The sequence below is a fragment of the Arthrobacter sp. 10N44_2 genome (assembly GCF_056394385.1).
This window is the reverse complement of record NZ_JBFTHT010000007.1, coordinates 99,016-118,604: the sequence shown is the minus strand read 5'-3', so window position 1 is coordinate 118,604 and position 19,589 is coordinate 99,016. Positions and strand designations below refer to the sequence as shown.

19 protein-coding genes are annotated in these 19,589 nt (G+C 67.4%); 8 read left to right on the top strand and 11 right to left on the bottom strand.

All coding sequences use genetic code 11. The annotated features are described in order from the left end of the window. Positions 1-135: 135 nt before the first annotated feature. Positions 136-684: a YceI family protein gene (locus AC1DBX_RS10025; RefSeq protein WP_028278101.1), complete on the bottom strand. Its 549-nt coding sequence runs from the start codon at positions 682-684 to the stop codon at positions 136-138. Between the two features lie 213 nt (positions 685-897). Here AC1DBX_RS10025 and AC1DBX_RS10020 point away from each other — a divergent pair, with 213 nt between their 5' ends. The 5 genes from AC1DBX_RS10020 to ccsB are packed head-to-tail and all read left to right on the top strand — an operon-like array spanning position 898 to position 5,844. Further along, positions 898-1,563 (top strand): histidine phosphatase family protein, encoded by a 666-nt coding sequence (locus AC1DBX_RS10020; RefSeq protein ID WP_230010601.1) that lies wholly within the window; start codon positions 898-900, stop codon positions 1,561-1,563. 2 nt (positions 1,564-1,565) lie between these two features. After that, positions 1,566-2,186 (top strand): TlpA family protein disulfide reductase, encoded by a 621-nt coding sequence (locus AC1DBX_RS10015; protein ID WP_476850216.1) that lies wholly within the window; start codon positions 1,566-1,568, stop codon positions 2,184-2,186. A gap of 12 nt (positions 2,187-2,198) precedes the next feature. After that, positions 2,199-2,954, top strand: a complete 756-nt coding sequence (locus AC1DBX_RS10010; protein ID WP_028278104.1) for a cytochrome c biogenesis CcdA family protein — start codon at positions 2,199-2,201, stop codon at positions 2,952-2,954. Beyond that, positions 2,954-4,726, top strand: coding sequence for a cytochrome c biogenesis protein ResB (gene resB, locus AC1DBX_RS10005; RefSeq protein WP_476931666.1), 1,773 nt, complete (start codon positions 2,954-2,956; stop codon positions 4,724-4,726). Before AC1DBX_RS10010 ends, resB begins: the two co-directional genes overlap by 1 nt. Continuing rightward, entirely contained in the window at positions 4,726-5,844 is a 1,119-nt protein-coding gene (ccsB, locus tag AC1DBX_RS10000; RefSeq protein ID WP_459385545.1) for a c-type cytochrome biogenesis protein CcsB, read from the top strand. The genes resB and ccsB overlap by 1 nt, the downstream gene beginning before the upstream one ends. Positions 5,845-6,179: 335 nt before the next feature. Here the strand turns inward: ccsB and AC1DBX_RS09995 are convergent, their stop codons facing one another. Together AC1DBX_RS09995 and AC1DBX_RS09990 are read right to left on the bottom strand one after the other, a co-directional pair. Further along, positions 6,180-7,043 (bottom strand): hypothetical protein, encoded by an 864-nt coding sequence (locus AC1DBX_RS09995; RefSeq protein WP_476931665.1) that lies wholly within the window; start codon positions 7,041-7,043, stop codon positions 6,180-6,182. A gap of 532 nt (positions 7,044-7,575) precedes the next feature. Continuing rightward, positions 7,576-8,004 (bottom strand): PLD nuclease N-terminal domain-containing protein, encoded by a 429-nt coding sequence (locus tag AC1DBX_RS09990; protein WP_223913634.1) that lies wholly within the window; start codon positions 8,002-8,004, stop codon positions 7,576-7,578. Between the two features lie 129 nt (positions 8,005-8,133). On the opposite strand from AC1DBX_RS09990, the gene AC1DBX_RS09985 reads away from it, so the two are divergent. Beyond that, a complete protein-coding gene (locus tag AC1DBX_RS09985) occupies positions 8,134-8,457 on the top strand; it encodes a DUF4229 domain-containing protein (RefSeq protein WP_018775060.1) in 324 nt (107 codons plus the stop codon). A 63-nt stretch (positions 8,458-8,520) separates the two neighbouring features. On the opposite strand, the gene AC1DBX_RS09980 is transcribed toward AC1DBX_RS09985, so the two are convergent. The 6 genes from AC1DBX_RS09980 to AC1DBX_RS09955 form a co-directional block, all read right to left on the bottom strand. Continuing rightward, on the bottom strand, positions 8,521-9,402 hold the full coding sequence (locus AC1DBX_RS09980) for a 1,4-dihydroxy-2-naphthoate polyprenyltransferase (protein ID WP_079554823.1): 882 nt from the start codon (positions 9,400-9,402) through the stop codon (positions 8,521-8,523). A 73-nt stretch (positions 9,403-9,475) separates the two neighbouring features. Continuing rightward, positions 9,476-10,621, bottom strand: a complete 1,146-nt coding sequence (locus AC1DBX_RS09975; RefSeq protein ID WP_476931696.1) for an AMP-binding protein — start codon at positions 10,619-10,621, stop codon at positions 9,476-9,478. 23 nt (positions 10,622-10,644) lie between these two features. Continuing rightward, complete coding sequence (locus AC1DBX_RS09970; protein WP_476870352.1) at positions 10,645-11,613, bottom strand: 1,4-dihydroxy-2-naphthoyl-CoA synthase; 969 nt, start codon at positions 11,611-11,613, stop codon at positions 10,645-10,647. A gap of 21 nt (positions 11,614-11,634) precedes the next feature. Further along, entirely contained in the window at positions 11,635-12,075 is a 441-nt protein-coding gene (locus AC1DBX_RS09965; protein ID WP_476870353.1) for a VOC family protein, read from the bottom strand. A gap of 39 nt (positions 12,076-12,114) precedes the next feature. Next, positions 12,115-13,392 carry a S1C family serine protease gene (locus AC1DBX_RS09960; protein WP_476872899.1) on the bottom strand — a complete coding sequence of 426 codons (1,278 nt, stop codon included), beginning with the start codon at positions 13,390-13,392 and terminating at the stop codon, positions 12,115-12,117. A gap of 130 nt (positions 13,393-13,522) precedes the next feature. Continuing rightward, complete coding sequence (locus AC1DBX_RS09955) at positions 13,523-14,284, bottom strand: lysostaphin resistance A-like protein (RefSeq protein ID WP_476850208.1); 762 nt, start codon at positions 14,282-14,284, stop codon at positions 13,523-13,525. Between the two features lie 185 nt (positions 14,285-14,469). Between AC1DBX_RS09955 and AC1DBX_RS09950 the strand changes: the two genes are divergently transcribed. Both AC1DBX_RS09950 and AC1DBX_RS09945 read left to right on the top strand, forming a co-directional pair. Then, on the top strand, positions 14,470-16,152 hold the full coding sequence (locus AC1DBX_RS09950) for an ABC-F family ATP-binding cassette domain-containing protein (protein ID WP_476887270.1): 1,683 nt from the start codon (positions 14,470-14,472) through the stop codon (positions 16,150-16,152). A gap of 269 nt (positions 16,153-16,421) precedes the next feature. Next, positions 16,422-17,879: an amino acid permease gene (locus AC1DBX_RS09945; RefSeq protein WP_476931664.1), complete on the top strand. Its 1,458-nt coding sequence runs from the start codon at positions 16,422-16,424 to the stop codon at positions 17,877-17,879. A 105-nt stretch (positions 17,880-17,984) separates the two neighbouring features. On the opposite strand, the gene AC1DBX_RS09940 is transcribed toward AC1DBX_RS09945, so the two are convergent. Together AC1DBX_RS09940 and hpaH are read right to left on the bottom strand one after the other, a co-directional pair. Beyond that, positions 17,985-18,818, bottom strand: coding sequence for an HpcH/HpaI aldolase family protein (locus tag AC1DBX_RS09940; RefSeq protein ID WP_476931663.1), 834 nt, complete (start codon positions 18,816-18,818; stop codon positions 17,985-17,987). After that, the gene (hpaH, locus tag AC1DBX_RS09935) at positions 18,803-19,588 is read right to left on the bottom strand and encodes a 2-oxo-hept-4-ene-1,7-dioate hydratase (protein WP_476931662.1); all 786 of its coding nucleotides are present in this window, start codon (positions 19,586-19,588) and stop codon (positions 18,803-18,805) included. Before hpaH ends, AC1DBX_RS09940 begins: the two co-directional genes overlap by 16 nt. Position 19,589: the final 1 nt, after the last annotated feature.

The window sequence follows — 19,589 nt, the reverse complement described above, 5'->3', positions numbered from 1 at the left end:
GGCAGGCAGCAGCGGCGAAAAACAACAGCGCCCCGCTTCATCGCGAAGATGAAGCGGGGCGCTGGAGCCGGCTGACCGGCGTCGGCCCTCAGGCGCGGACGGAAGTGACCGGGCCGCGACCGTACTGGATGCTGGCTACGCTGCGGGAGCGATGAAGGCCAGTTCCAGGTTGATGGCCACCTTGTCGCTGACCAGCACGCCGCCGGCTTCGAGGACGGCGTTCCAGGTCAGCCCGAAGTCCTTGCGGCTGATGGTGGTTTCGGCGCTGAGGCCGGCGCGGGTGTTGCCGAAGGGATCGACGGCCACGCCGTTGAATTCGGTCTCGAGGGCCACGGGGCGGGTGATGCCCTTGATGGTGAGGTCGCCCTGGAGCTCGTAGGCGTCGCCCTTGGGGACGATGGTGTTGGATACAAAGGAGATCTCCGGGAACGTCTCGACGTCGAAGAAATCTTCGCCGCGGACGTGGCCGTCGCGGTTGGCGTCACCGGAGTCGAAGCTTGCGGTCTTGATCGAGGCGTTGACCTTGGAGTCGGTGACGTTCTCGGCGAGGTCCAGGGTGGCGGCGGCGTCGGTGAACTGACCGCGGACCTTGCTGATGCCGGCGTGGCGGACGGTGAAGCCGATCTCGCTGTGCGACGGGTCGAGGGTCCAGGTGCCGGTGGTGACGTTTGCGGGAAGTGCCATGGTGGTTCTCCTTGAGTCGGGTTGGTACTGCGGTGGTTCGTCTGATCGCTAGTTGAAGCATCATTGGTTGAAATCTCAACTAACTGCTTCACTCAGTATAAACATGCATTTGCATCTTTTATTCCAACTCCGGGGAACATTTTTCCAAACTCATCAGTTCTACCTCCCGTAGAAGATTTCAGATCGACCGGCATCTTTGAGAAACTGGTAGACATGCCCCAAGCCACTGTTCATTTGCTCCGCCACGGCGAGGTCCACAATCCCGATGGTGTCCTGTACGGCAGGCTGCCGGAATTCCACCTCTCCGAACTCGGCCGGGAGATGGCCCGCACCCTGGCGGAACACTTCAGGGAGCGGTCCGCGCAAGGGGCCAGGATCGTCCACCTCGCCGCGTCCCCACTGACCCGCGCGCAGGAGACGGCGCAGCCGATCGCCGACGCCCTGGGCCTGGAGATTGCCACCGAATCCCGCATCATCGAGGCCGCCAACTACTTTGAGGGCCTTCGCGTCTCGAAGGCGGAGCTGCTGCGTCCCAAACACTGGGCCCGGCTGTACAACCCGTTGCGGCCCTCCTGGGGTGAGCCGTACAAGGAGCAGGCCGCGCGGGTCATCGCGGCCGTCCAGGACGCACGCATCCGTGCCATCGAGCTGGGCGGCAACGGGGCCGAAGCCATCCTTGTCAGCCACCAGCTGCCCATCTGGGCCACGCGGCTCAGCGCCGAAGGCCGGCCGTTGTGGCACGACCCGCGCAAGCGCGAATGCACCCTGACGTCACTGACATCCCTGGTGTTCGACGACGCCGGCGGCCTCGTGCGCGTCGACTACAGCGAGCCCGCTGCTGCCCTGCTGCCCGGTGCCGCCAGCACCCCGGGAGCCTGACCATGGCCGCGAACCGCCGCGAATACATGCCTTTGTCCCGCCGCAGCGTCCTGACCGCCGGCGGGGCCGCGCTGGCCGCGGTGTTCGGGCTGTCCGGCTGCGCCCAGGACGACGCCCTCGCCAAACAGGCCAAGGCCGGGGACAACAAGAACTACGTGGCCGGCGACGGGTCCGTCACCGAGTTCGCCGTCGCGGACCGCAAGAGTCCCGTGGCGCTCAAGGGGACGCTGTTCGACGGCACGGCCGTCACGTCGGCGGACTTCCCGGGCAAGGTCACCGTGCTGAACTTCTGGTTTGCCGCCTGCGCCCCCTGCCGGGTCGAGGCGCCCTCCCTCGAGGCGCTGAACCAGGAATTCAAGACCAAGGGCGTACAGTTCTTCGGCGTCAACCTGCGCGATGAGAAGGCCACGGCCGACGCGTTCGACAAGACCTTCAACCTGACGTACCCGAGCTTCAATGACAAGGACGGCGCCGTGCTGCTGGCCGTCTCCGGCCTCGTGCCGCCCGGCGCCGTGCCCACCACCCTCGTGCTGGACAAGCAGGGCCGCGTCGCCTCCCGGGTCCTGGGCGAAATCCAGCAGGGCACCCTGAAGTCCCTCATCGCCGCCGCCGTGGCCGAGTAGCGGGGCCCCACCGTGAACAGCCCCTTCGCCGAAGCCATCCTGAACGGATCGCTGCTGCTTGCCATTCCCGTCGCGCTGCTGGCCGGACTGGTCTCCTTCCTCTCGCCCTGCGTCCTCCCGCTGGTGCCCGGATACCTGGGCTACGTCACGGGGCTGACCGGCGTCGACCTGCAGAAGCAAAGGCGCGGGCGCATGCTGGCCGGCATCGGGCTGTTCGTCCTGGGCTTCTCCGTGATCTTCGTGCTGCTCGGCGGCGCCTTCGGGCAGCTGGGCAGCTTCATCACGGGCTCGCAGAACATGTGGATCACCCAGCTGCTGGGCGTCCTGGTGATCGTCATGGGCGTGGTGTTCATGGGCGGCTTCGGCTGGCTCCAGCGCGATGCCAAGATCCATGCCAAACCCCCGGCCGGTCTCTGGGGCGCGCCCTTGCTGGGCATCACCTTCGGGCTGGGCTGGGCACCGTGCATCGGTCCGACGTATTCGGCCGTCCAGCTGCTTAGCCTCTCCGGCGGCTCCTCGGCGGCCAAGGGGGCGTTCCTGGCGTTCGTCTACAGCCTTGGGCTGGGAATCCCGTTCCTGCTGATCGCCCTGGCCGTGCGCCGCGGCATTGGCGTGATGTCCTTCTTCCGCAACCACCGGCTCGCCATCCAGCGCACTGGCGGCGGCATCCTGATCCTGCTTGGGATCCTGATGGCGAGCGGTGTGTGGGGCACCTGGGTCTCCGGGTTGCAGTACTGGTTCCAAACCGATGTGAATTTGCCAATCTGATGAGCGAGCGCGTGAACGAAAAGAAGAAGTCCCCGAAGCCCGAGGCCGTCCTGCCCATGCTGGGTCCGTTGGGCATGCTCCGGTGGGCGTGGACGCAGCTGACCAGCATGCGCACAGCCCTGTTCCTGCTCTTGCTGCTGGCCGTCGCCGCCGTGCCCGGCTCGCTGTTCCCGCAGCGCCCGGCCAACCCGGCGATTGTCACGCAGTACATCAAGGACCACCCGGACTACGGCTCGATCCTGGACTCGGTGCAGCTCTACGACGTCTACTCCTCGGCCTGGTTTTCCGCGATCTACATCCTGCTGTTCGTCTCGCTGATTGGCTGCGTGATCCCGCGCGCCATCGCGCACTACAAAGCGATGCGCTCCCAGCCCCCGCGCACCCCCGCCCGCCTGTCCAGGCTCCCCGAATACGGCACCCTGGTGATTCCGGCCGACGCCGGGATCCCGGCGTCGGCCGCCATCACCGACGCCGCCGAGCTGCTGAAAAAGCGCGGCTACCGCGTCGACGTGCGGGACCGCGACGGCGCCCGCCCGTCCTTGGGTGCCGAGCGCGGCTTCCTGAAGGAAGTCGGCAACCTCGTCTTTCACACCGCGCTGATCGGAGTGCTGGTTTCGGTGGCGGCCGGCGGCCTCTTCGGCTACAGCGGGCAGCGCATCCTGGTGGAGGGCGACACGTTCGTCAACACCCTCGTCGGCTACGACCAGTTCACCCCCGGCACCAATTTCCAGAGCAGCCAGCTGCAGCCCTATTCGGTCCAGCTGGACAAGTTCGACATCACCTTCGACCGTGAATCGAAGGGCAAGTTCGGTCAGCCCATCGACTTCACCGCCGCCGTGACCACGAAGGAAAACCCGGACGCACCCGCCAAGAAGGAGGTGCTCAAGGTCAACGACCCCCTCAGCCTCGGCGGCACCAGCGTGTACCTCACCGGCAACGGCTACGCTCCCGTCGTCACGATTCGCGACGGCGCGGGCAATGTTGCCATGCAGGGACCCGTGGTGGCCAAGCTCCAGGGCGAGAACTACTACTCCTCCGTGGTGATCAAGGTTCCGGACGCCAAACCCGAACAGCTCGCCTTTGCCGGGTTCTTCCTGCCGACGGCGTTTGTCACCGACAAGGGCGTGTCCTTCAGCGGTGATCCGGAGCTCATCAACCCGCAGCTGACCCTGAATTCCTACTTCGGCGACCTCGGCCTGGACGCGGGCTCCCCGCAGAACGTCTTCGAGCTCGACGTCAAGAAACTGACGCCGCTCAACGCCCGCAACCTGGACACCAAGGGCATCGTCCTGGCGCCCGGGAGCAGCTACACGCTGCCGAACGGCAAGGGTTCCATCAGCTTCGACGGCGTCAAGCGCTACATCGGCGTGGACATCCACCACAACCCCGGCCAGCTGTACGCCCTGATCTTCGCGCTCCTGGCCGTGGCCGGGCTTGTGACCTCGCTCTATATGAACCGCCGCCGTGTCTGGGTCCGCACCGGCACCCACGAGGACGGCCGCACCATGGTGGAGTACGGTCTCCTGGCCCGCGGTGAGGACCACCGCCTGGCCGGGGAGGCCGCGGCAATCCGCAAACTCCTTTCCGACGATTGGCTGTTGGGCGATGAGGCCGCGACCGGCTCCCAGCCCGCTCCCAGCGCAACAGCGGATAATGACCGGGCGGATACCGCCGCGAATGGTGCCAGCGGCACGCACGCCGCTCCTGAACAACCCGCAGAAGACTTCATCCAGTCAACAGCCGGCTCTTCCGAGTCGAAGAAGGATCAGTAATGCCGTTCTCGATCAACGAAACCATGGGCCAGTACAGCGAGCTGTTCATGCTGCTGGCCGCGGGCACGTACACGGTGGCGTTCATCGCCTTCGCCTGGGACCTGGCCAAGAGCAGCAAGACGCTGCGCGCGGTGGATCTCAAGGCCGCGGAGCTCTCCGGCGCGGCGGCCGAGGCCAATGCCGCGCGCGTTCCCGTGGGCGTCGGTGCGGGGGCCGCCGGAGCCGACGTCGCCCGCTCCGATGCGGACGTCAGCGGCCCGGCAGGCCGTGCCGAGCGTCCGACGTCGGCCACCTCCCGCCCCGGCACCGCCGCAGGCGCGGGCCAGACCGCCGACGGCAGCATGCGCTACGCCGGCGAGCGGCGTGCCCCCGCCCGCGTCGCCGTCGCGCTGACCGTCCTCGGCGCCGCGATTCATGCGGCCGGCGTGATCACCCGCGCGCTCGGTGCCGGCCGGGTGCCGTGGGGCAACATGTACGAATTCCTCACCACGGGCGCGTTCGTGGCCGTGGCCGTCTTCCTGCTGGTGCTGATCCGCCGCGACCTGCGCTTCCTGGGCACGTTCGTGATCGGCCTGGCCATCATCATGCTGGTTGCCGCCTCCATCGCCTTCTGGACCCCCGTGGGCCACCTCGTGCCGGCGCTCCAGAGCTACTGGCTGATCATCCACGTTTCCATCGCGGTAATGTCCTCGGCCCTGTTCACCCTGACCTTCGCAATGTCCGCGCTGCAGCTCGTGCAGTCGCACCGGCAGAAGACCATCGCCGCCGGCGGAGCCGACAAGCTCGGGTTCATGCGCCTGGTCCCGAACGCCCTGAGCCTGGAGAACCTGTCCTACCGCATCAACGCGATCGCGTTCGTCGGCTGGACGTTTACGCTCATGTTCGGCGCCATCTGGGCGGAGAAAGCCTGGGGCCGGTTCTGGGGCTGGGACACGAAGGAAGTCTGGACGTTCGTGATCTGGGTGGTCTACGCCGGATACCTGCACGCCCGCGCCACCCGCGGCTGGACCGGAACCCGTGCTGCCTGGCTGTCGATCGTCGGCTACCTGTGCGTGGTCTTCAACTTCACGATCGTGAACCAGTTCTTCAACGGCCTGCATTCCTACTCGGGACTGTAAGCCGCACCCCGGCCCATAACCGCACCCGGGCCCATAACCGCACCCGGGCCCATAACCGCACCCGGGCCGGGTGCTTCCGGGTCCTTCCGGGACTGTGTGGGCCCGCGCTCTCTCGATTTGCCACAGATGGCCGCTAAGCCGATGCGCTTAGCGGCCATTCGCGTCAGATCGGTACGCTGCACGGGGGTTGGGGCGGTGCGGCATGGCATGAGGGTGCCAGGGTGCGTCTGCCTCGGCCGCGGGCTTGGTACGGCGCGTCTGGGCGCGGGCCCGGAGGGGGCTGTGTGGGCCCGCGCTCCGTCGGTTCGCCACAGATGGCCGCTAAGCCGCTGCGCTTAGCGGCCATTCGTGTCAGATCGGTGCGCCTGGGGGCGGGCACGGTGACGTTGCCCGGGCTTCGGGCCCGGGCCGGGAGTCCAGCCGCGCTCCAACAGCGCCGCACGCACCCGGGTAACCGCGGCCGGCTCCATCCCAGGGCCGGGCGGGGTCAAGTGCCATTGGGTCAATACGACCACGCGCCACCCGGCGTCCCTGGCGTTCTCATCCCGGAAGATGTCGCTGCGACGCTGGGCCGGACTGGCGTGATGCCCGCCGTCGTACTGAATCGCGATCTTTTCTTCTTCGTAGGCGAGATCCGGGTCCTGGATCCAACCGCCGGTCTCATCGAACATGGGCACGTTGATTGCGGGTTCGGGCAGGCCATGCCGAATCAGGAGCAGCCGGAGTTCGGTCTCCTTGGGGGAGTCCGTGTCGGCGCGTATCAGGGACCGGGCCTGCATAGCCCGCCGGTAGCCCGCCCTGCCTTGCTTCCCGGCGAGGAACGCGTCCAGCTCATGGATCGTGGTCAATGGATTTCTCCGCCGCAGCAGGAAATCCCCGGCGATCACCAAGTCATCGAGGCCTAGTATGCCTGCGAGATCGAACCACGTCCGCAGTGGGGAGGTGCAGCTAACCCTCACCCCAGCCACGATCTCCTCCGGTTCGAGTGCCTGCTGATGGCCCACCACATTCTCATGCCGCACCGCCCGCTGGCCCGGCCGACTCGTCAGATGGATGACAGCCAGGTTCTCCAAGGCCTGCGGCAGGGGAAATCCCCACAGCACTGCCGCTGACAGGTGGCTCACGATTGCGCCCGTCACGGCAGTCAGGGCATGCACACGTTTCAGCAAACTGTCCGGGGTGGCGGCGGTGGCGCGCACCCCGTAACAGGGGCTGACGAGATCCCCGGCCCGGGTCCGTCGTCGCCCCACCCCGGCTGTGCGGGCCTCGGCAACGGTGAAGGGCTGGTTTCGAAGATGCGGGGGGAGCTCACTGGGCGGGCGCATACGGGTATTCTGCGCCCGCGCCGATGGGGCTTGGAGGTTATCCACAGCGCGGGCAGGGTGTGGGGGAGAAGTGGGCGGTGTGGGCAGCAGGGGCGGGCGCGGATGCGTGGCGGCCGTTTGCCGGAGGTGGCCGCTTGGAGCGTGGGATTCCGGCCATCTGCGGCGAACGGCCGCAGATGGATGCCCGGGGTGACGGCGGGACTGGGGACCGCCGGAGATGGGAAGGGGCGTCTGAGCCCGGTGCGCGGACGCAATGGCCCGAGGCGGTGTGGGCAGCAGGGGCGGGCGCGGATGCGTGGCGGCCGTTTGCCGGAGGTGGCTGCTTGGAGCGTGGGATTCCGGCCATCTGGGGCGAACGGCCGCAGATGGATGCACGGAACGGTGCTACTGGACTGCTACGTGATTGTTACTTGACCTCGTCGGTGCCGGGCGTTCCGGCGTCGCCGGGTTCGTGGGCACCGCCGGCGCCTTCGCTGCCGCCGGCTTCCGCGTTGCCGGCGTCGTTCTTGCGGTCCTTGGCGTCGAGTTCTTCCTTGAGCTTCTTGAGCCTGTCGGCCTCGGCCTGGTTGCGGTGGCGGATCTCAAGGTTGCGCAGGAACTCGGGGTCGTCATCGGGCGCTACCGGGTGGCTGTAGGCGACCGGTGCGGTGTCCGTGGCCCGGGGGCGTCCCATGAGAAACCACAGCGTGGCGCCGACCACGGGGAGGAGGACCTGCACGAAAATCCAGGCGGTCTTGGAGATGCCCCTGGTCAGCCGCGCGTCAGTGCGGATGAGGTCCACCAGTCCATAGACAAACACGGCCAGTATGACGATCGGAACCACTACACGGAGCATACCTTCAGTCTAGCCGTCGGGCGCCTCGACGGCGCCGGTCACTATGCCCGGGTGCAGGCTGCCGGCACCGCGGGCGAGGGGAGCGGGATGGCCGAAGCAGCGCGCCGTCCCGGCGGCTAAACTTGAGGTGTGGCTTTCCTCAAATACACCCTTATTCGACTGGCGCTGTTTGCGCCCTTGTTTGCGCTCTTTCTCTACCTGCAGCTGGGGGTGCTCCTGGCCGCCCTGTGCGCCGGAATGATGTCCTTCGCCGTCAGCTTCCTGTTCTTCCAGAAGCAGCGCGACGCGGCCACCGCGACGCTCCACCACCGGTTCTCGGGCAAGGCCAAGCCGATGCGCAGCGCAGGAGAGGTGGCCGACGCCGAGGCCGAAGACCGCCTCGTGGACGAGAACCCCGACATTGCCGTCCGCACGGACAACCGCCCCAAAGATTCCCGGCAACCGGGGGCCTGAGCCCCCGGGCTGGTCCCCTGAAGCTCGGGAAGGCCCGGGAGCCCGCGGCCCTAAGCCCGCGGCTTAGAAGCCGTGGCTAAGGACGAGTCCGAGTGAAAACAGCGCGGCGAAGCCGAGGTTGATTAGTCCGGTCTGCTTCAGGACCGGGATCAGGCTCTTGCGGCGCCGCCCGGCGATCATCAGCCAGGACGGCATGAGGCTGGCGGGGATCAGCAGGAGCACGATCAGCATCCAGGGCCGGGCGGGGGCCAGGACGATGACCAGCAGGATCGCGACGGCCAGCATCAGCACATAGCTTTCGCGCGCATGCTTGTCCCCGAGCCGCACGGCCAGGGTCTTCTTCCCCGCCTTCCTGTCGGTCGGGATGTCGCGGACGTTGTTGGCCATCAGCAGGGCGCACGCGATCAGCCCCGTGCCGATCGCCCCAATGATCGCGGCCAGACTCAGCTGCCCCGCCTGCGTATACGTGGTGCCCAGCGTTGCGACGAGGCCGAAGAACACAAACACGAAGACGTCGCCCAGGCCGAGATAGCCGTACGGGTTCTTGCCGCCGGTATAACCCCAGGCGGCCAGCACGCAGCCGACGCCGACCAGGATCAGCCACCAGGCCTGCGTGATGATCACGAGGATCAGGCCGAACAGCATCGCCAGCCCGAAGGCTGCGAACGCGGCCCGTTTGACGTGCTCCGGGCTGGCCGCCCCCGAGCCCACCAGCCGGAGCGGACCCACCCGGTCCTCATCCGTGCCGCGGATCCCGTCCGAGTAGTCGTTGGCGTAGTTGACGCCGATCTGCAGGAGCAGGGCGACCAGGGCCGCCAGCACGGCGTTCAGCAGGATGAACGAATCCATCTCGTAGGCGGCTGCGCTGCCGATCAGCACCGGTGCGATTGCGGCCGGCAGGGTGCGCAGTCGGGCGCCTTGGATCCATTGTGCGGCTGTGGCCACGGTCAGTACCTCGTTGGTTGGTTGAATGCTCGTTGGTGGTTTGAGTTGCCGGCCGGAAGCCGGAAGCGCTTGTCTATTTTCCCTGATGGAGGGCGTCCAGCCGGACCGTCATGCCCAGCCGGTCCGGTTTCCCGTTGGGCAGCATGAGCAGTTCCGCGGCGGGCAGCACGGTTTTCGGGGCCAGTGCGCCCAGCGACGGTGCCCAGGTCTGGTTCCGGCGGTCGGCGAACGCCGCCAGCCCTTCCGGGGAACTGTCGGCCACTGCGACGTACGCGGCCAGGGCGTGGCCCCACTCCGCGGACGGCACACCGGCGACAAAAGCCGCCCGCACGCCGTCGAGCTTTTCCAGCTCAGCCTGGACATGGGCGGCGGAAACTTTGACGCCGCCGGTGATGACGACGTCGTCGGCCCGGCCGAGCACGGTGAGCCGGCCGTCGGCGTCCAGTTCACCGAGGTCATTGGTCCGGTACCAGCGGACGCCGTCCGCTTCGATGAACGCCGCTGCCGAGAGCTCTGGGGCCTGAAGATAGCCGGCGGCAATGGTTGCCCCGCCCAGCAGGATGCGGCCGTCGTCCTCCACCCTGACCAGGACGTCCTCGAGCGGGAAGCCGTCGTACACGCACCCGCCGCAGGTCTCGGACGAGCCGTAGGTAGTCACCACCCGCACGCCGGCGTCCCGGGCCGCGTCGAGCAGCTGCGCGGACGCGGGTCCGCCGCCGAGCAGGATGGCGTTGAAGCGCCGCAGCACCGCCAGCGTCTCGGCGGAGGGCGCGTCCAGCAGGCGCTGGAGCTGGGTGGGCACCAGCGAGGTGAAACGGATCTTGTCCGTGAGCTCCAGCGCCGCGGCGGTGAAGGCCTCCGGCGTAAAACCGCCGGAGAGGTCCATGGCCCACGGGCGGGTCCCGGCAAAAAGCGAGCGGACCAGCACTTGGACGCCGGCCACATACTGGACGGGAAGGGCCAGCAGCCACTGGCCCTCGCCCTTGAGCGCAAAGGCGGTCGCCACAGACGAGGCCGCCATGGCCTCGACGGTCAGGACGGTCGCCTTCGGCGTGCCGGTGGACCCGGAGGTCCGGACCACGACGGCCGCGTCCTCGATGCCGGCCGTGTTAGGGAACCCCAGCACCGGCGAGCCGTCCGGCCCGGCGGAGAGTTCGACGGCGGGTCCCTCGCCGTGGAGGGCAGCAGCCAGCGCCTTGAGCGCAGGCTCGATGTTCATGGCTCCGGAAGTCACAGCGCGCCTTAGAAGTAGTACGGGAAAGCGGACCAGTCGGGATCGCGCTTCTCGAGGAAGGCTTCCTTGCCCTCCACGGCCTCGTCCGTCATGTACGCCAGACGGGTCGCCTCGCCGGCGAAGACCTGCTGGCCGGCCAGGCCGTCGTCGGCGAGGTTGAACGCGAACTTGAGCATGCGGATGGCCTGCGGGGACTGCCGGGCAATGTCAGCGGCGTACTCCAGGGCGACCTCCTCGAGGCGTCCATGGTCCACGGCCTCGTTCACGGCGCCCATCCGGACCATGTCCTCGGCCGAATATTCACGGGCCAGGAAGAAGATTTCCCGGGCGGACTTCTGGCCGATCTGGCGGGCCAGGAGGGCCGAGCCGTAGCCGGCGTCGAAGCTTCCCACGGTGGCGTCGGTCTGCTTGAACTTGCCGTGCTCGCGGGAGGCGATGGTGAGGTCCGAGACCACGTGGAGGGAGTGCCCGCCGCCGGCTGCCCAGCCGTTGACGACGGCGATGACCACCTTGGGCATGGTGCGCATGAGCCGCTGGACTTCCAGGATGTGCAGCCGGCCGGCGCGGGCGGGATCGATGGATTCCTTGGTCTCGCCGTCATCTGAGTTTTGTACTACGTACCGGTACCCGTCGCGGCCGCGGATCCTCTGGTCCCCGCCCGAGCAGAACGAGTGGCCGCCGTCCTTGGGGGAGGGGCCGTTGCCGGTGAGCAGGACTGTGGCCACGTCCGGGGTCATCCGGGCATGGTCCATGGCGCGGTAGAGCTCGTCCACGGTGCCGGGCCGGAAGGCATTGCGGACCTCGGGGCGGTCGAAGGCGATGCGGACGGTGGGCAGGTCCCGGACCACCTCCCCGTCGGCGGAGCGCTCCACCTGCCGGTGGTAGGTCATGTCCTGGAAGTCGTCGAAACCGGACACGGTGCGCCACCGGGAGGGGTCAAAGACGTCGGATACCTTGGCGGGGATTTCGTTGCTCACAGTCCGAGTCTAGTAATCGCGTCAGCTGATGCAGAACTCGTTGCCTTCCGGGTCCGCCATGGTGTGCCAGGAATGCGGTCCCTGACTGGCAGACCAGAGGAACGTGGCGCCGCGCGCTTCAAGGGCGGCCCGCACGGCGTCCTTGTCCCCTCCCGCGAGCCGCACGTCCCAATGGACCCGGTTCTTGACCGTCTTTTCCTCCGGGACAATCTGGAACAAAACGCGGTGGGCGGGCGCCTTGGCGTCGAGTTCCTCGGGCGGCCGGATCGCGGCACCCTCGCGCCACACGAGCTTGCCCCGGTGCGTGGTGGTCTCCGCCTCCGTCGCGAAGCCCTGCTCGATCATGGAGTGGATGAAAACCTCATCCTGCGGCTCCACGGCCCATTCCAGGGTTTCGGCCCACCAGTCGGCGAGCTCGTGCGGGTTTTTGCAGTCGACGACTATCTGGATTTTCAGTGTCATGGGAAGAACCTACGACGTCGCGGCCCGCGGCGGTAGGGTTCAGGCGCCGCAAGGCACCGGAGGCCCTTGCGGCGTAAGGGAGTCCGCGATCCGCCAGATCGATCCATCCCAGGTCATCAGGTAGTCGAGCTTCCATTCCGAGCAGGACTGCCCGTCGGGCCCGTGCTGCGCGTCCTGAACGGTCCTCAGCCGGACGGACGCCGTGAGATCGGGTCCGGCAGCGGATACGTCCTCGACCTCCAGCGTGCGCCAGAAAGACGAGCCGAGCCCCTCCCGCCATGTCTCGAGTCCACCCATCCGGTCCTGCATCTCGGGTGTCAGTATGGCGAACGCGAGGTCGTATGCGCCGCGGTTGATGGACTGGCCATGAAATACCAGGCTCTGGGTGATGTTGGCGGCCTGCGGGTGATCGGAATTCACCGTAACGTCTATCGCGCTGGTGTCTGCCGGTGCCGGCAGGCCGCAGCTTGTAGGGGACAGCGAAGTGGTGCGGTTCTTCCAGCTCTCGACGGCGAGGACAGCCTTGCGGGCATCCACAGCGAAGGCCGTGCCTTCGGCACTGTAGTTGCCTTCGCTGCCTGCACCGAAAACCCAGGCCCGCTTGGAGCTCACGACTCCTGCCACCTTGCCGTCCATGGTCAGCAGCGGGCCGCCGCTGTTTCCAGGATTGATGGCGGCGTCGGTCTGGATCAGGTTGCTGACCGTCCTTGTGCCGATTGTCTGCTCCCGGTTCAGTCCGCTGACGCGTCCCGCGGTGAAGGTCAGGTCGGCGTCCAGGGGAAAGCCCAGCGCCGCCACGTCTTCGCCCAGTGCCGGGGGAGCGCTGACGAAGTCGAAGATGTGGCCGCTGACCGGGCGGGCGGTGCGCAAAAGAGCAAGGTCGGCCGCCTCATCAATACCGAGTACCTGCGCGCTCGAGATCTCTGTTCCGAGGCTGATGCTGATGGCGGCTTGGTCCTTCACGACGTGTGCGGCGGTGACGATGAGGTCATTCTCGATGAGGAAACCGGTACCGACGCCGCCTGCGTCGCACAGCGTGACGTTGATCTTTGCTACTCCGGAGCGGACACTCGCGACGGTGCCGGCCCACCCGCCCGGCTGTCGGCTTCCGGTAGCGACCGGGTCGGGTGCCGTGACGGCCGCCTGGCTGGTTGGCGGCGGGGTCGCCGGCGCTGCAGACGTGGCCGTTGGGGTGGCCGGTGCAGCCGGTGCAGTCGGTGCGGCGCCGGGAAGGGACACGCAGCCGCTCAGCGCGAGAAGTGTCGTCATCGCCGCAGCTGCCGGGAGTGCGAACATTCGGTGGGCGTGGGCTTTCATGGCAGTCCTCCCCAATACAAGGTTGCCGCTCCAGCCCTCCCAAACCATCGCGAAGTGCCCTCAAGATAACGCATGCGCCGGCGAACAACCAGAGGGGAGCCGGGTGCCATGCGCCGCCGCGCTGCTTCGGTTACCCCTGCACTTGCTGCAGCTGTTCGAGCACCTCGGGCGGAATGGCGTAGATGAAGACGACCGCCAGGAGGTTCTTGGAGGCGTGGACGAAGTAGGAGAACATCACGTTCTTCCCGGTCCAGACGTACACGAACACCAGGACGGCGCCCATGGCAAGGTACGGCATCAGCACCTGCAGGGTCATTTGCTCCTGGCCCACGATGTGCAGGGCCGCGAAGAGGACCACGGACATGATGCAGCAGACCCAGAGGTTGACCCGGCGGCTCAGTTTGCCGATCAGCAAATGGCGGAAAATGTACTCCTCGACGAACGGGCCGACCAACACCAGCAGGGGGACCATGAGCCAGACCGGGACCTGCTGCATGAGCGCCTGAAGGCCCGCCTGGTTGGCGGAGGTCTGCACAGGTCCGCTGAGGGCCACGAGAACCGCGGTGAGAATGAGCATTGCGACGACGGTCAGCGGCACCATGAGGGCCGTGAACCAGGGCCTTGTGGCAAGGACGCGGAGATCACGGACCGCAACATGCCGCGCGGCGGTCAGGGCAAGGACGCCGACCGTTGCGTAGAAGATCAGGTTCACCGCGTAGGACGCCACCGCAGGATTGGGCGATATCTGCAGCAGCAGCGGCTCCAGCAGGCTGCCCGCCACGGCGAATAGACCGGCCACGGCAACATAGAGTCCAACAGTGATGAAATCCAGCCGGGAGAACCGGTAAAGCTCCGGCTGCGGCGCGGGTGGTGTACGGAGAGCTGTGCCCATGCCCCCAGCCTAGTGCCGAGGCAGGAGGACGCGGTCCAGCTGATCCCCGGCGCCATCGCAGACCTGACGCCCGACGGCGGCACCCGTCTCAGTGCCCAGGGCCTCAGTGCCCAGTGACGGCCGGCGGTGCCATACTGAGGACGCAAGCCGCCGTCGGGCAGGCTGGCACCTACTGCGAGGACTCCTTGAGCGAACATCTCCGCCTTTCGGGCGTATCCCACGGCTATGGGGACCGCCAGCTTTTTGCCGGCGTCGACGTTGCCATCACGGCCGGTGAACATGTGGCGATCGTCGGCGAAAACGGCGCGGGCAAATCCACACTGCTGCGGATCCTGGCCGGATTCGAGGCCCCGGACGAGGGCACGTCCGTCAGCCACGGCCGCGTGGGCTACCTTGCCCAGACCCACGGCCTGCCGGAGCTGTTCACTGTCAGCGACGCGATCGACGCCGCACTGGAATCGCTCCGCGCGCTGGAGGCCGAGCTGGACCGCCTGGAGGACGGGCTGGCCGGCGCGGAAGCTGACGAACTGGAGCGCTACGGAAACCTGCAGACGCAGTACCAGCTCCGGGAAGGCTACGCCGCGGAATCCCGGGTGGAAGCGGCGCTGGACAGGCTCGGCCTGGGCGGGCTGGACCGGATGCGGACGCTGGGCTCGCTCTCCGGCGGGGAACAGGAACGGGTGGCACTGGCCTGCGTTCTCGCCGATCCCGCGGACATTTTGCTCCTGGACGAACCCACCAACCACCTGGACGCCAGCGGTACGGCCTGGCTGGAGGCGCGGCTGGCCGCGCACCGCGGCACGGTGGTGGTGGTCTCCCACGACCGCGTGCTGCTGCGCAAAGTGGCCTCAACCGTGATTGAGGTCGATGCCGAGCGCCGGTCGGTCAACCGGTATGGCAACGGTTACGAAGGCTACCTGCGGGAGAAGGCTGCCGAGCGCCAGCGCTGGGCACAGCAGTACCACGGGTGGCTGGACGCGATGGCGGCCGAACGGCTCCAGGCGGACACGGTTGCCGGCAAGATGGGCTACGCCCGCCAGCGCGACGGCGACAAGATGGGGTTCGACTTCAAGGCCGGCACGTGGCAGAAGGCGGCCACCAGCAAGGTCCGAAACGCCCAGGAGCGTCTGCGCCGGCTGGAGGCAAACCCCATTGACCGTCCCCCAGTACCCCTGAAACTGGCAACGGACCTGCGGGCGGACGTGGCCGAAGGCCCGGCGCTCGAGGCGAAGGGGGTCGCGGTGCCCGGCCGGCTGGAACCCACGGATTTCCGGGTGGAAGCCGGCCAGAAGATCCTCATTACGGGCCCCAACGGTGCCGGGAAGTCCACGCTACTCTCCGTCCTCGCCGGCACGTTGGAACCGGCCCAGGGCAAAGTGGTGAGGCACGGCCGGATCGGCTATCTGCAGCAGGAGTTGGAACTCCCGCAGCGCCCGGGACTGCGGCTCCTGCCCGCCTTTGCCGCGGGCCTGGGCGGCAATATCGATGAGCACGCCGAGGCGCTGCTGCGCCTGGGGCTCTTCCGGACCAGCGAATTCCACGTGCCGGTGGGCAGCCTTTCCGCGGGGCAGCAACGCCGGCTGGCGCTGGCCCGGCTCCTGCTGGGCGGCTTCGGGACGATGCTGGTGGACGAGCCCACCAACCACCTGGCGCCCGTGCTGGTGGAACAGCTTGAAGCGGCCCTGTCCGAGTTCGCAGGGACACTGGTCATGGTCAGCCACGACCGCGCGCTGGGTGAGTGGTTCAGCAACTGCGCCAGGCGAGGAACGAGCCGAGAAACAAGGCACGGCGCCAGGCAGGAAACCGGGCACGGAAACGGCGCGGGGAACTGGCTCCGGTACTCGATGCGGGACGGCGCCCTGGCGTAGCAGAACGATTCGCCGGAGCCTGCGCGGACCAAATAGAACATTATTCGGCTATTTGGCAGATTTGGTGTCATTAATTAGGCATAGCGCCTGACTGCTGTTGCCCGCGTCACGGCCGGTCCGGGAATTCCAGTACGATGGATGAGCCGCGCGAGGGTTTGACTCCTTGTGAGGTTCGGTACATCTTGCTGTCCCACCGGGCAGAAACCCGAATGGAATGTAACCGAATCCCGGTCCCGTCCCGGCCATAATCCGACCTACAAGGAACCGTTGTGCCATCAATTACCCCCACAGAACTCCAGAGCGCGCCCGCGGAATCCGCCGGCGACTCGACCCTCAGCGCCGAGGGCTATAAGAAGACCCTGAGCGGGCGCCACGTGACGATGATCTCGATGGGCGGCGCAATCGGCGTCGGCCTGTTCATGGGCGCCGGCGGACGCCTGGCCTCCACGGGCCCGGCGCTGATCTTCTCCTACGCCATCGCCGGCGTGATCGCCTACCTGCTCATGCGGGCGCTGGGTGAGCTCATCATGTACCGCCAGACCTCGGGCTCCTTCGTCAGCTACGCCGGCGAAATGTTCGGCAAGAAGGGTGCCTTCCTCTCCGGCTGGATGTACTTCATCAACTGGGGCATGACCGGGATCGCCGAACTGATCGCGATCGGCCTGTACTTCCAGTTCTTCTTCCCCAACGTGCCGGTGGAAGCCTCCGCGATTGCCGCCCTCGCGCTGCTCGTGGCCGTCAACCTGCTCAGCGTCAAGGCGTTCGGCGAATTTGAATTCTGGGCGTCCTGCCTCAAGGTCGGCGCCATCCTGATCTTCCTGGCCGTCGGCACCTTCATGGTGGTCACCAACGCCAAGGTCGGCACGGGCCACGCCTCAGTCGCCAACCTCTTCGCCGACGACGGCGGGATGTTCCCCAAGGGCGCCCTGGTGATGGTCCTCGTGCTCAACGCCGTGATCTTCGCCTACAACGGCATCGAACTCGTCGGCATCACCGCCGGTGAGATGGAAAACGCCAAGCGCGAAGTGCCCAAGGCAATCCGCGCCGTCGTACTGCGCATTGTGGTGTTCTACGTCGGTTCCGTGCTGCTGCTGGCCATGCTGCTGCCCTCGGACCAGTACAAGGCCGGCGTGTCCCCGTTCGTCACCGTGTTTGGCCAGATGGGCCTCGGCTGGGTGGGCGACGTGATGAACATGATCGTCATCACCGCCGCACTGTCCTCCTGCAACTCGGGCCTGTACTCGATCGGCCGTGTCTTCCGCACTATGGCCAACAACGGGCACGCTCCGCAGTGGCTCACCAGGATGTCCAAGCGCCACGTGCCGTACGCGGCCATCCTGGCGATCGCCGCCTTCTACCTCGTGGGCATCCTGCTGAACATCTGGCTCGGCGGCTCGCACGCCTTCGACCTCGCGCTGAACACCGCCTCGATCGGCGTGATCTTCACGTGGGGCGCCATCTTCGCCAGCCAGATCGCGCTGCGCCACCAGAAGGGCCGCGTCTCCAGCCTGCCCATGCCGGGCTCGCCGTGGACCAGCTGGGCCGGGCTGGTCGCGCTGCTGGCCATCACCGTGCTGATCGGCTTCGACACCATGACCAGCAAGACCGGCGAGGTCTTCCACCTGGGCCTGTGGACCCTGGCGACCGTCCCGTTCTTCGCCCTGGTGCTGTGGCTGGGCTGGCAGAAGGTCAAGAACAACGCGCCCAAGAGCGAGCTCTACAGCTAGGACCCGCCGGTCCCGACGCGCGGCACGCAGAAATGCGACGGCGGCAGCCACCTGGAAACGGTGGCTGCCGCCGTCGCGTTTAACTGCGTTTAAAGCGGAGGGCCCTCAGTAGCTGGCGGGGGTGCCGCCGGGCTCAGCCACCGGGTCCGGTGGGATGTAGTCGGCGGCAAGGGCCTCGGAGCCGCGGGCCAGGATGGACACATCGGCCCCGACCAGCACGAACGCTGCGCCGGTGGCCAGGTAAGCGCGGGCCGTTGCCGGGTTGAAGGCGTTCACGCCGGCGGGTTTGCCGGCCGCTGTGGCGGCGGCGAGGCAGCGTTCGACGGCGGCGCGTACCCGGGGGTGTTCCTGCTGGCCCAGCAGCCCCATGGAGGCGGCGAGGTCGGAGGGCCCGAGGAAGATCGCGTCCACGCCCTCCACCGCCAGGATGTTCTCCACGGCCGCAACTGCGGCTTCGGATTCAATCTGGACGGTGACGCTGACGGTGCCGGAGGCGCGGGCGAGGTAGTCCGGGATCCGGTTCCAGCGCGCGGCCCGGGCAAGGGCCGAGCCCACCCCGCGGACGCCGTGTGGCGGGTAGCGGGTGGCGGCCACGGCGGCCTCCGCCTCGGCTGCCGAGTTCACCATGGGGATCAGCAGGTTCTGGACGCCCAGGTCCAGGTACTGCTTGATGAGCACCGTGTCATTCACGGGCGGCCGGACCACCGGATGGACCGGGTAGCCGTGCACGGCCTGCAGTTGGGCCAGGACGGATTCGAGGCCGTTCGGGCTGTGCTCGGCGTCGATCAGGAGCCAGTCCAGACCGGACCCGGCGCAGATTTCGGCCACGAGCGGGCTGCCGGAGCAGACCCACATCCCGGCCAGGGGACGGCCGGCAGGGCCGGTTTGGGTGCGCAGGGCGTGCTTGAAGGTGGCGTCGGGTTCTACTCGAAGCGGCATGTCACAACTCCCAGGGGTCCGTAGTCGGCGTGCACGGTGTCACCCTTGTAGACCCAGAGGGGCCGGGTGAAGGATCCGGCGAGGATGATGTCGCCCGCTTTCATGCCGTCACCGTGGCCGGCGATCTTGTTGGCCAGCCAGTGCACGCCGTTGGCCGGGTGGTCCAGGACGCCGGCGGCCACGCCGGTTTCCTCCACGGTCTGGTTCTTGTAGAGGATGGCGGAGACCCAGCGCAGGTCCACGGCGTCGGGACGCACGGGGTTGCCGCCGATCACCATGGCGCCCATCGCCGCGTTGTCCGCGATGGTGTCCACGATGGTCCGGCCCTCCATTTCGATCCGGGAGTCCAGGATCTCCAGGGCCGGGACCACGTAGTCCGTGGCGTTCAGGACGTCGAAGATGGTGCAGCCGGGACCGGCGAGGTCCGTCTTCAACACGAACGCGAGCTCCACCTCCACCCGGGGATGGGTGTACCGGTCCCAGTCCACGGAGCAGCCGGTTTCCAGCACCATGTCATCGAAGATCGCGCCGTAGTCCGGCTCGGTGATGCCGGTGGCGGCCTGCATCGCCTTGGACGTGAGGCCGATCTTGCGGCCCACGAGGGTCCGTCCGGCATCCTCGTTGCGCCGCCGCCACAGCCGCTGGACTGCGTAGGAGTCCTCCACCGTCATCCCCGGGTAACGGGTGGTCAGGCGGGGGACCGGAGTACGGCTGCGGCCGGCTTCCAGCAGTTCGTCTGCGATGGCCTCGATCGTCGCGGGATCAAGCACG

Excerpts from the sequence above, each read along its gene's own strand:
- AC1DBX_RS09975 (WP_476931696.1), bottom strand. The coding sequence starts at position 10,621 with ATGAACATCGAGCCTGCGCTCAAGGCGCTGGCTGCTGCCCTCCACGGC.
- AC1DBX_RS09955 (WP_476850208.1), bottom strand. The coding sequence starts at position 14,284 with ATGGGCACAGCTCTCCGTACACCACCCGCGCCGCAGCCGGAGCTTTAC.
- AC1DBX_RS09990 (WP_223913634.1), bottom strand. The coding sequence starts at position 8,004 with ATGCTCCGTGTAGTGGTTCCGATCGTCATACTGGCCGTGTTTGTCTAT.
- ccsB (WP_459385545.1), top strand. The coding sequence starts at position 4,726 with ATGCCGTTCTCGATCAACGAAACCATGGGCCAGTACAGCGAGCTGTTC.
- AC1DBX_RS10020 (WP_230010601.1), top strand. The coding sequence starts at position 898 with ATGCCCCAAGCCACTGTTCATTTGCTCCGCCACGGCGAGGTCCACAAT.
- resB (WP_476931666.1), top strand. The coding sequence starts at position 2,954 with ATGAGCGAGCGCGTGAACGAAAAGAAGAAGTCCCCGAAGCCCGAGGCC.
- AC1DBX_RS10025 (WP_028278101.1), bottom strand. The coding sequence starts at position 684 with ATGGCACTTCCCGCAAACGTCACCACCGGCACCTGGACCCTCGACCCG.
- AC1DBX_RS09965 (WP_476870353.1), bottom strand. The coding sequence starts at position 12,075 with ATGACACTGAAAATCCAGATAGTCGTCGACTGCAAAAACCCGCACGAG.
- AC1DBX_RS10015 (WP_476850216.1), top strand. The coding sequence starts at position 1,566 with ATGGCCGCGAACCGCCGCGAATACATGCCTTTGTCCCGCCGCAGCGTC.
- AC1DBX_RS09940 (WP_476931663.1), bottom strand. The coding sequence starts at position 18,818 with ATGCCGCTTCGAGTAGAACCCGACGCCACCTTCAAGCACGCCCTGCGC.
- AC1DBX_RS09960 (WP_476872899.1), bottom strand. The coding sequence starts at position 13,392 with ATGAAAGCCCACGCCCACCGAATGTTCGCACTCCCGGCAGCTGCGGCG.